This window comes from Actinoallomurus acaciae (assembly GCF_042429965.1).
GTDB classification, from domain to species: domain Bacteria; phylum Actinomycetota; class Actinomycetes; order Streptosporangiales; family Streptosporangiaceae; genus Actinoallomurus; species Actinoallomurus acaciae.
Map to the genome: position 1 here is coordinate 1 of NZ_JBHLZP010000370.1, position 8,216 is coordinate 8,216.

General features: G+C 73.5%; 8 protein-coding genes. 3 read left to right on the forward strand and 5 right to left on the reverse strand.

The genetic code is table 11. From position 1 onward, the window contains the following. The coding region (locus ACFFNX_RS34790) for a molybdopterin oxidoreductase family protein (protein WP_378210162.1) at positions 1-2,659 on the reverse strand (2,659 nt) is incomplete at its 3' end. A 167-nt stretch (positions 2,660-2,826) separates the two neighbouring features. Continuing rightward, positions 2,827-3,681 (reverse strand): SDR family NAD(P)-dependent oxidoreductase, encoded by an 855-nt coding sequence (locus ACFFNX_RS34795; RefSeq protein ID WP_378210163.1) that lies wholly within the window; start codon positions 3,679-3,681, stop codon positions 2,827-2,829. 94 nt (positions 3,682-3,775) lie between these two features. Here ACFFNX_RS34795 and ACFFNX_RS34800 point away from each other — a divergent pair, with 94 nt between their 5' ends. Next, positions 3,776-4,360: a TetR/AcrR family transcriptional regulator gene (locus ACFFNX_RS34800; protein ID WP_378210164.1), complete on the forward strand. Its 585-nt coding sequence runs from the start codon at positions 3,776-3,778 to the stop codon at positions 4,358-4,360. Positions 4,361-4,384: 24 nt separating this feature from the next. On the opposite strand, the gene ACFFNX_RS34805 is transcribed toward ACFFNX_RS34800, so the two are convergent. After that, the gene (locus tag ACFFNX_RS34805; RefSeq protein ID WP_378210165.1) at positions 4,385-5,017 is read right to left on the reverse strand and encodes a TetR/AcrR family transcriptional regulator; all 633 of its coding nucleotides are present in this window, start codon (positions 5,015-5,017) and stop codon (positions 4,385-4,387) included. A gap of 69 nt (positions 5,018-5,086) precedes the next feature. Here ACFFNX_RS34805 and ACFFNX_RS34810 point away from each other — a divergent pair, with 69 nt between their 5' ends. Next, positions 5,087-6,505: an MDR family MFS transporter gene (locus ACFFNX_RS34810; protein ID WP_378210167.1), complete on the forward strand. Its 1,419-nt coding sequence runs from the start codon at positions 5,087-5,089 to the stop codon at positions 6,503-6,505. On the opposite strand, the gene ACFFNX_RS34815 is transcribed toward ACFFNX_RS34810, so the two are convergent. Next, on the reverse strand, positions 6,506-6,874 hold the full coding sequence (locus ACFFNX_RS34815; RefSeq protein WP_378210169.1) for a VOC family protein: 369 nt from the start codon (positions 6,872-6,874) through the stop codon (positions 6,506-6,508). 66 nt (positions 6,875-6,940) lie between these two features. Continuing rightward, positions 6,941-7,564, reverse strand: a complete 624-nt coding sequence (locus ACFFNX_RS34820) for a YigZ family protein (protein WP_378210170.1) — start codon at positions 7,562-7,564, stop codon at positions 6,941-6,943. Between the two features lie 36 nt (positions 7,565-7,600). Here ACFFNX_RS34820 and ACFFNX_RS34825 point away from each other — a divergent pair. Next, positions 7,601-8,216, forward strand: a 616-nt coding sequence (locus ACFFNX_RS34825; RefSeq protein ID WP_378210171.1) for an MFS transporter, incomplete at its 3' end; no start/stop codon positions are given.

The window sequence follows — 8,216 nt, forward strand, 5'->3', positions numbered from 1 at the left end:
GGCGCGGCGGGTCGGCGGCGGTCAGGCCCGCCCAGAAACCCGCGCCGTTGTCGGGCGCGTCTCCGTCGCCGAACGTGCTGCTGATCAGCAGCAGGTCGGCGGCCGGCAGCGAGCGCGGCTCGGCGTCGTCCATGCGAAGGAGGGTGACCCGGTGCCCGGCCGCGGTGAGACGTTCGGCGGTGGTGGCGGCGAACTCCTCGGCGTTGCCGGTCTGCGACGCCCACAGCACCGTCACCTCACGCCCGGCGTCCGCCGGCGGCTCGCGCGCCGGCTGCGGGACCCGGGAGCGCATGCCGGCCAGGACGCCGTTCACCCACAGGGCGTGCTCCCGGCTGAACGGCGCCGAGGGCGGCAGGACCGGAACGCCCGGCGCCCCGGACTCCAGCCCCTCCAGGAAACCGGCGAGGTAGCGGCGTTCCGGTTCGGTCAGGACCGGCGGGGGCACGTCCCCCAGCCCGAAGACCGACGCGGGACCGGCCGCGACGGGGGCCCGGTCATCGCCCGGGGAGGCCGCCGCGACCTTGGCCAGCGACACCGCGCACGCCTTGAACCCGGGCTGGAGGGACAGGGGGTCGACGGCGTCGCTGGTCACGGCGTTGATGCTCAGGTACTCCCCGAACAGGTCGTTCCAGTGGAACGGCGCGAAGCAGCATCCGGGCCGCACGCGTTCGGTCACCACCGCCGGCAGCACGGCCCGGCCGCGCCGGGAGGCGACCTCCACCCGGTCGCCCTCGCCGACGCCCAGCTCCCGCGCGTCCTGCGGATGCACCTCGATGAACGGGGCCGGGTCGAGCTTGTTGAGCCGGGCGACCCTGCCGGTCTTGGTGAGGGTGTGCCACTGGTGCTGCAGCCGTCCGGTGTTCAGCACGAACGGGAAGGCGTCGTCGGGCATCTCGGCGGCGGGCAGGTGCGGGCGGGCGAAGAACACCGCCCGGCCGCCGGCGGTCGGGAACACCGGCCCGTCACCGTCCAGGTACCGGATCGGGTTGCGGTCCGGGCCGCCCGCGTCCGGGGCGGGCCACTGGACGGGGCCGGCGCGCAGCCGCTCGTACGTCACGCCGCGCAGGTCATAACCGGTCGCGGGGTTCCAGGCGCGTTTGATCTCCTCGAAGATCTCCTCGGCACTGGAGTAGGAGAAGGCGTCCTGATGACCCATCGCGCAGGCGACCCGGGCGATGATCTGCCAGTCCGGCAGCGCCTGCCCGGGCGGGTCGGCGGCCGCCTGGGCGAGGGTCAGGTCGCGTTCGCTGTTGACCAGCACGCCCTCGGTCTCGGCCCACAGGGCGGCGGGCAGGACCACGTCGGCGTAGGCGTTGGTCTCGGTGTCGGCGAAGACGTCCTGAGTCACCACGAACGCGGCCGCCTCCAGCCCGTCGATGACGGTCTTGCGGTTGGCGACCGACGCGACGGGGTTGGTGCAGATGATCCAGCAGGCCCTGATGTCGCCGGCGGCCATGCGCCGGAACATCTCCACGGTGCCCTGCCCGGCGCCGTCCCGGCGGATGGTGCCCGGTGCCAGGCCCCACAGCCGTTCGGCGAAGGCGCGGTCCTCCTCCACCAGCACCGAGCGCTGCCCGGGCAGGCCGGGCCCCATGTAGCCCATCTCCCGGCCGCCCATGGCGTTGGGCTGGCCGGTCAGGGAGAACGGGCCGCTGCCCGGCCGGCAGATGGCGCCGGTGGCCAGGTGCAGGTTGATCAGGGCGTTGGTGTTCCAGGTGCCGTGGGTGCTCTGGTTGAGCCCCATCGTCCAGCAGCTCATCCACTCGCCGGCGGCGCCGATCCACTCGGCCGCGGTGCGGAGGTCCTCCTCGGGGACGCCGGTGATCTCGGCGACGGCGGCGGGCGGGTAGTCGGCCAGGAACTCCGGCATCGCCTCCCAGCCCTCGGTGCGGTCGGCGATGAACGCGGCGTCGGTGTGCCCGCCCTCGACCAGCAGGTGCAGCAGGCCGTTCAGCAACGCCAGGTCCGTCCCCGGCCTGACCGGCAGGAACAGGTCGGCCTTGTCGGCGGTCGCGGTACGCCGCGGGTCGACGACGATCAGCTTGGCGCCCGCCTTCACCCGCTCCATCAGGCGCAGGAACAAGACCGGGTGACAGTCGGCCATGTTGGAGCCGATGACGAGGAAGACGTCGGCCGCGTCGAAGTCCCGATAGGAGCCGGGCGGCCCGTCGGCGCCCAGCGACAGCTTGTAGCCGGTGGCCGCGCTGGCCATGCACAGCCGCGAGTTGGACTCGATCTGGTTGGTGCCGATGAACCCCTTGGCGAGCTTGTTGGCCAGGTACTGCGCCTCTAGACTCATCTGCCCCGACACGTACAGCGCGACCGCGTCCGGGCCGTGCCGGTCGATGATCTCCCGCAGCCGCCCGGCCGTCGCGGTGATCGCCGCGTCCACCGCGGCCGGCACGGGCGCGGCGCCCCGCTCGGGCCGTACCAGCGCGGAGGTGAGCCGGCCGGGCGCGGCCAGCATGTCCGCGGTCGTGGCGCCCTTGGTGCACAGCCGCCCGAAGTTGGCCGGATGGGCCTTGTCGCCGGAGGCCTTGAGGACCGTACGGCGGCCGTCCGGGCCCGTCGCGACGTCCAGCACCATGCCGCAGCCGACCCCGCAGTACGAGCAGACCGTTCGCACCTTCGTGGCGGCCCGCGGGTCCCTCGCCGTCAACGATCGGCCCCCTCGTCACATCCGACAGCGCGCCGAACGTACGAAATGCCCGTTAAGGGGATGTGACGCCGGACGCCGCACGCGGTTACATCCCGCACACACCCGACCCGCCGGCGATGTGAGGACGGGGCGGCCGCGCCATCCTCGGCGGGGGGCCGGGCGCGCGCTCAACGCGGTGGTGCGGGGGAGGCTCCCGTCTCCCGCAGCAGCCGCGAGGTCACCTCGTCCAGGCGCCGGGCGCGGCCGGGATCGAAGTCCCTGCCCTTCAGGGGCAGCGGCCTGCCGCGCATGAACGCCGTGACCGGTTCGGCGGGCGGCCGGTCCAGCAGCCCGACGATGGGCGGGACCGCTTTGTCCACCGGCTGCGCGAAGACGCTCGCCAGCGCCTTGGTGAGGATGCGCTGGTGCCGGGGCAGCGGGTCGGCCATGCTCGTCCGTACGAACCCCGGGTTGTAGAGCACGTAGCGGGTGCGCGCCCCGGGGTGGCGGCGCGGGAAGTCCACGCCCAGCAGGTCGTTGCACCGCGAGGACTGCATGGCGGCCCGCCGGCCCCGGTACCCCTCGTGCAGCTGCAGGTCCTCCCAGTGGACGGTGCCGGGCAGGCCGCCGGGGCCGGCGATGTTCACGATGACCGGCGCCTCGGCCCGTTCGAGGGCCGCGACCAGCCCGTGCCCGAGCACGTACCGGCTCAGATAGGCCAGCGCGAACGTAAACTCGAACCCGTCCTCGGTCTCTTCGCGCCGGGGACGAAACCGCTGGGCTCCGAAGACCACCCCGTCCACGGAGCCGGTCACCGTCGCGATCTCCTCCAGGGCCGCGCGGGTCCCCGCCAGCGTGCTGAGGTCGGCGCGCACGAAGACCGCCCGGTCCGCCGCCCCGATCCGTTCGGCCTCGGCGAGCAGCCGCCGTCCCTTCGGCGCGCCGCTGGCCACGGCGATCACGCGGTCGCCCCGGTCGAGGAGACCCAGCGCCAGCCCCCGGCCCATCCCGTCGGTGCCGCCAGTGATCACATAAGTCCGCATCCGTTGTCCTCCCAGCCAAGTCATCGACCGATGACAACGCAGGCTAGAAAGCATACGGCGCTCAAGTCAACATTTGATGACTTATGCTGACCGCATGACCGAGCAGCCAGTACCGGCCCCGCGCCGCCGCGACCGCGCCGCCACCCGTGCCGCCCTCCTGGACGCCGCGCGGCTGCGGTTCTCCCGGCAGGGCTTCGACGGCACCGGCATCCGCGAGATCGCCGCCGACGCGGGCGTCGACCCGGCCCTGATCTCCCGCTACTTCGGGTCGAAGAGGAAGCTGTACGCCGAGGCGGTGCGCCTCGACATCCCCGTCGGCCTGACCGCCGACCCGCACCGTCCGGTCCCCCACATCGCCGACGCGCTGCTGCGCGAGGTGGTCTTCGGCGACTGGGAGAAGTTCCACGGCGAGCATCCGTTCCTGGCGATGCTGCGCTCCTCCGGAAACCCCGCCGTGCGCGAGCAGCTGCACGCCCAGCTGTGCGAGGGCTACGTGCGGGACTTCGCCGACCGCCTCGACGGCCGGGACGCCGCGCTGCGCGCCGAGCTGATCGGCGCGCTCCTGCTCGGCATGGGGGTGATGCGCTCGATCGTGGGCACCCCCGCGCTCAGTGAGGCCTCGTTCGAGCAGGCGCGTCCCCTGGTCGCCCGGCTCGTCCGCGCCCTGTCCGCCGAGTGACCACGCGGCCGAGCAGAGCGCCGGCTACCCCTTTCGGCCGTACGCGCGCAGGAAGACGCGTACGCCCGCCGTGGCCAGGCGGTCGACCTCCTCCTGGTCCAGGCGCACCGTGCCGTACCAGGATCGGGCGTTGACCGGCCCGGTGACCAGCAGGCCCAGGAACTCGGCCGCCTGGAGCGGATCGGGGACCTCCAGCAGCCCCTGCTCGCCCAGTTCGGCCAGCCGGCCGGCCAGGGTGCGCTGGACCGGGCGGTCCTGCGGCGCGGCGTGGATCAGGTCCGGGAAGTGGGAGGCCTCCGCGATCATCAGGCGCATCACCGCGGCGCGTTCGGCCGATCGGGCGATCTCCGTGGCGAACGCGCGGCCGAACGCCGTCAGCGCCGCCTCCACGTCCGTGACCTCGCCCAGCGTACGGTCCAGCAGGTCGCCGAAGGCCGCCGCCTGCTCCGCCGCGGTCTCGTGCACCGCCGACAGGAACAGCCGCTCCTTGCCGCCGTAATAGTCATAGATCGTCCGCTTGGAGACCCCGGCGGCCTCGGCGATCGCGTCGACGCTGGCGCGCGCGTACCCCTCGCGGACGAACACCTCCAGCGCCGCCCGGATGATCGCGGCCCGCTTGGCGGGCGACCCCGGGCGCAGGGCGGTCGTGTCGGGCACCGGTCCCCTTTCCTCGGCTACACCGTGCAGTGTAGCCGAACTACACTGCACGGTGTAGTGTGCTCGCTTATGGCCGACACCACCGCCCGTACGCAGCCCGCCCGCATGGACCCCGCCCTCCTCCGGCTCGGGATCACCGTCATCGTCGGCACCGTCACCGCGATGCTCGACATGACGATGGTCGCGGTCGCCCTCGCCGGCCTCACCCGCGCGTTCCACGCACCGGTCACCACGATCCAGTGGGTCAGCACCGCCTACCTGCTGGCCATCGCGACGGTCATCCCCGTCACCGGCCGGCTGGCCGAACGCTTCGGCGCCCGCGCCCTGTGGAGGTTCGCGCTGGGGGTCTTCCTCATCGGCTCGGCGCTGTGCGGCGCCGCCTGGTCCGCCGGCGCCCTCATCGCCTTCCGCGCCCTGCAGGGCATCGGCGGCGGCATGATCGTGCCGCTGAGCATGATGATCCTCGCCCAGGCCGCAGACCCCGGCCAGCGCGGGCGCGTCATGGCCCTGGTGGCCGTGCCCGGGCAGCTGGCACCCATCCTGGGCCCGCTGGTCGGCGGCCTGATCATCGACGCCGGAAACTGGCGCTGGATCTTCTACGTCAACATCCCCGTCGGCCTCCTCGCCCTGCTGCTCGCCCGGCGCGGCATCCCCGCCACCCCGTCGCGCGAGCCCGGCGCGCGGTGGCTGGACCTCACCGGCCTGGCGCTGCTGGCGCCCGCGCTCGCCCTCACCCTGTACGGCCTGTCCGCCCGTACTGCGCGGATCCCGCTGCTGGCCGCCGGCGTCGTTCTGCTGGCCGGCTTCACCGTCCACGGGCTGCGCAGGCGGCGGGTCGCCCCGCTGCTGGACCTGCGGCTGTTCGCCCACCGGCCCTTCGCGGCCGCCTCGACGCTGAACTTCCTGTCCCGGCTGTCGGTCTTCGGGGTGATGATCCTGATGCCGCTGTACTACCAGCAGGTACGCGGCCACGGCGCGCTGACCGCCGGGCTGCTGCTGGCGCCGCAGAGCCTGGGCACGATGCTCGCCCTGCCCATCAGCGGCCGGCTCACCGACCGGATCGGCGCCCGGCCCGTCGTCCTGGCCGGCATCGCGGTCACCACCCTGGGCACCCTCGCCTTCACCCAGGTCGGCCCGCACACCGGTGGCATCCTGCTCGGCGCCGTACTGCTGGTGTGGGGCATGGGCGTCGCGGCCGTCGCCGTCCCGGTCGCGGCCGCCGCCTATGAAGGGCTCGCGCCCGCCGAGATCCCCGGTGCGACCAGCGCCATCACGACGGTGCAGACGGTCGGCGCGTCCGTCGGCGCGGCCGTGCTCACCGCGATCCTGCAACACCATCTGGCGCACCATCGCGGCACGCCGTCCGCGGCGTTCGACGCCGCCTTCTGGTGGGTGCTGGCCTTCACCGCCCTGACCGTGCTGCCCGCTCTGCTGCTCCCGCTGCGCCGTGCCCGGCCCGCAACCGCACCGGGCACGGCGCGCGTGTGACTACGAGGCGCGCCGGGACAGGCAGAACGGGTGCCCGGCGACGTCCAGCAGCACGCGCCAGCGGTCACCGCCCGGCTGCTCGTCCGGCCGGCTCGCGCCGAGATCCCGGCACGCCGCCTCGGCCTTGTCCAGGTCATCGACGTACAGGTCGAGGTGGTAGCGCTTGGGCGTGGACTCCCCCGGCCAGCCCGCCGGGGCGAACCCCTCGACGCGGCCGAACCCGATCGCGGTCCGCCCGTCGGAGACCATGGCGTACTCATCCTCGCTGTGGGTGATCTCCCAGCCGAAGACGCCGTGGTAGAACTCCGCGAGCGCACGCGGGTCGGCGCAGTCGAGGTTGATCATGGCGAGCGAGGCGATGGCGGTCATCGATGATTTCCCTTCGTCGGAACGCCCTCCATGCTCCCGCCCATACCTGACAGCTTCTGGCAATAATCAGGCGATCGGAACGTCCACGTAGCCGACCGGGCCCCGCCGGGTCTCCACCCGCCCGCCGGCGGCCGAGGCCAGCCACGCCTCGAACGCCGTCAGCTCGTCTTCGGGCACCAGCACGTCCAGCTCGGCCCGCGCACCGTACCGGGACCCGGCCGGGGTGTAGGGAGAGGCGTGCAGGTCACGGCTCAGCCGCCCGGCGCGGGCGTGGTCGGCCACCATCGTCATCGTCACCACCGCACGCCGCTCGACCATCCCCACCCGGTCGATCGTCTCGGACACCACCTGCCCGTACGCGCGCACCAGACCGCCCGCGCCCAGCTTGACGCCCCCGAAGTACCGGGTGACGACGGCGACCGTGCCGGTCAGCCCCCGGCGCGTCAGGACCTCCAGCATCGGCCGCCCCGCCGTGCCGGCCGGTTCCCCGTCGTCGTTGCTGCGGGTAAGGTCGCCATGCTCACCGACGACATAGGCGGTGCAGTTGTGGGTCGCGTCGTGGTGGGTCCTGCGGCGCCCGGCGATGAACTCCTGCGCCTCCGCCTCGGTGGCGACGCGGGCGAGCGCGCAGACGAAACGCGAACGCCGGACGTGCAGCTCGTGCTCGCCGGAGTGCGTGATCGTGCGCATGTCGCACCCACCGTACGCGGATCGAAGGGATGAGGCATGCCCCGGCGTCGCCGCTTCGTGCTGGACATCGGCCCGCTGCGAGGGTCGGCGGACTTCCGCCGCCTGTGGGTCGGCTCCTCCCTGTCGGTCGTCGGCGGCCAGATGACGACCTTCGCGGTGACCCTGCAGGTCTACCGCACGACGCACTCCTCGGCCGCCGTCGGCGCGGTCGGGCTGGCCTCGGGCCTGCCGCTGATCCTGCTCGGCCTGTTCGGCGGATCCTTCGCCGACGCGGTCGACCGGCGCCGTCTCGTCCTGGCCACCAACATCGGCTCCGTCGTGGTCTCCGCGCTCCTGGCCGCCCAGGCGTTCGCGGGCCTGCGGGCACTGTGGCCGCTGTACACGCTGGTGGCCGTCCAGTCGCTGCTCGGAGCGGTCGGCGCGCCCGCGCGCCGCACCTTCGTGCCGCGGTTGCTGCCCGCCGGCCAGGTCGCGGCCGGTATCGCCCTGAACCAGATGTCCTTCCAGGTCGGCCTCATGGCCGGCCCAGCCCTGGCCGGCGTCGTCACCGCCGCCGGCGGCCTGCGCCTGTGCTACCTGGCCGACATGATCAGCTTCACCGGCACCCTGTACGCGCTGGCCCGGCTGCCCGCCATGCCGCCGCAGGGCGGCG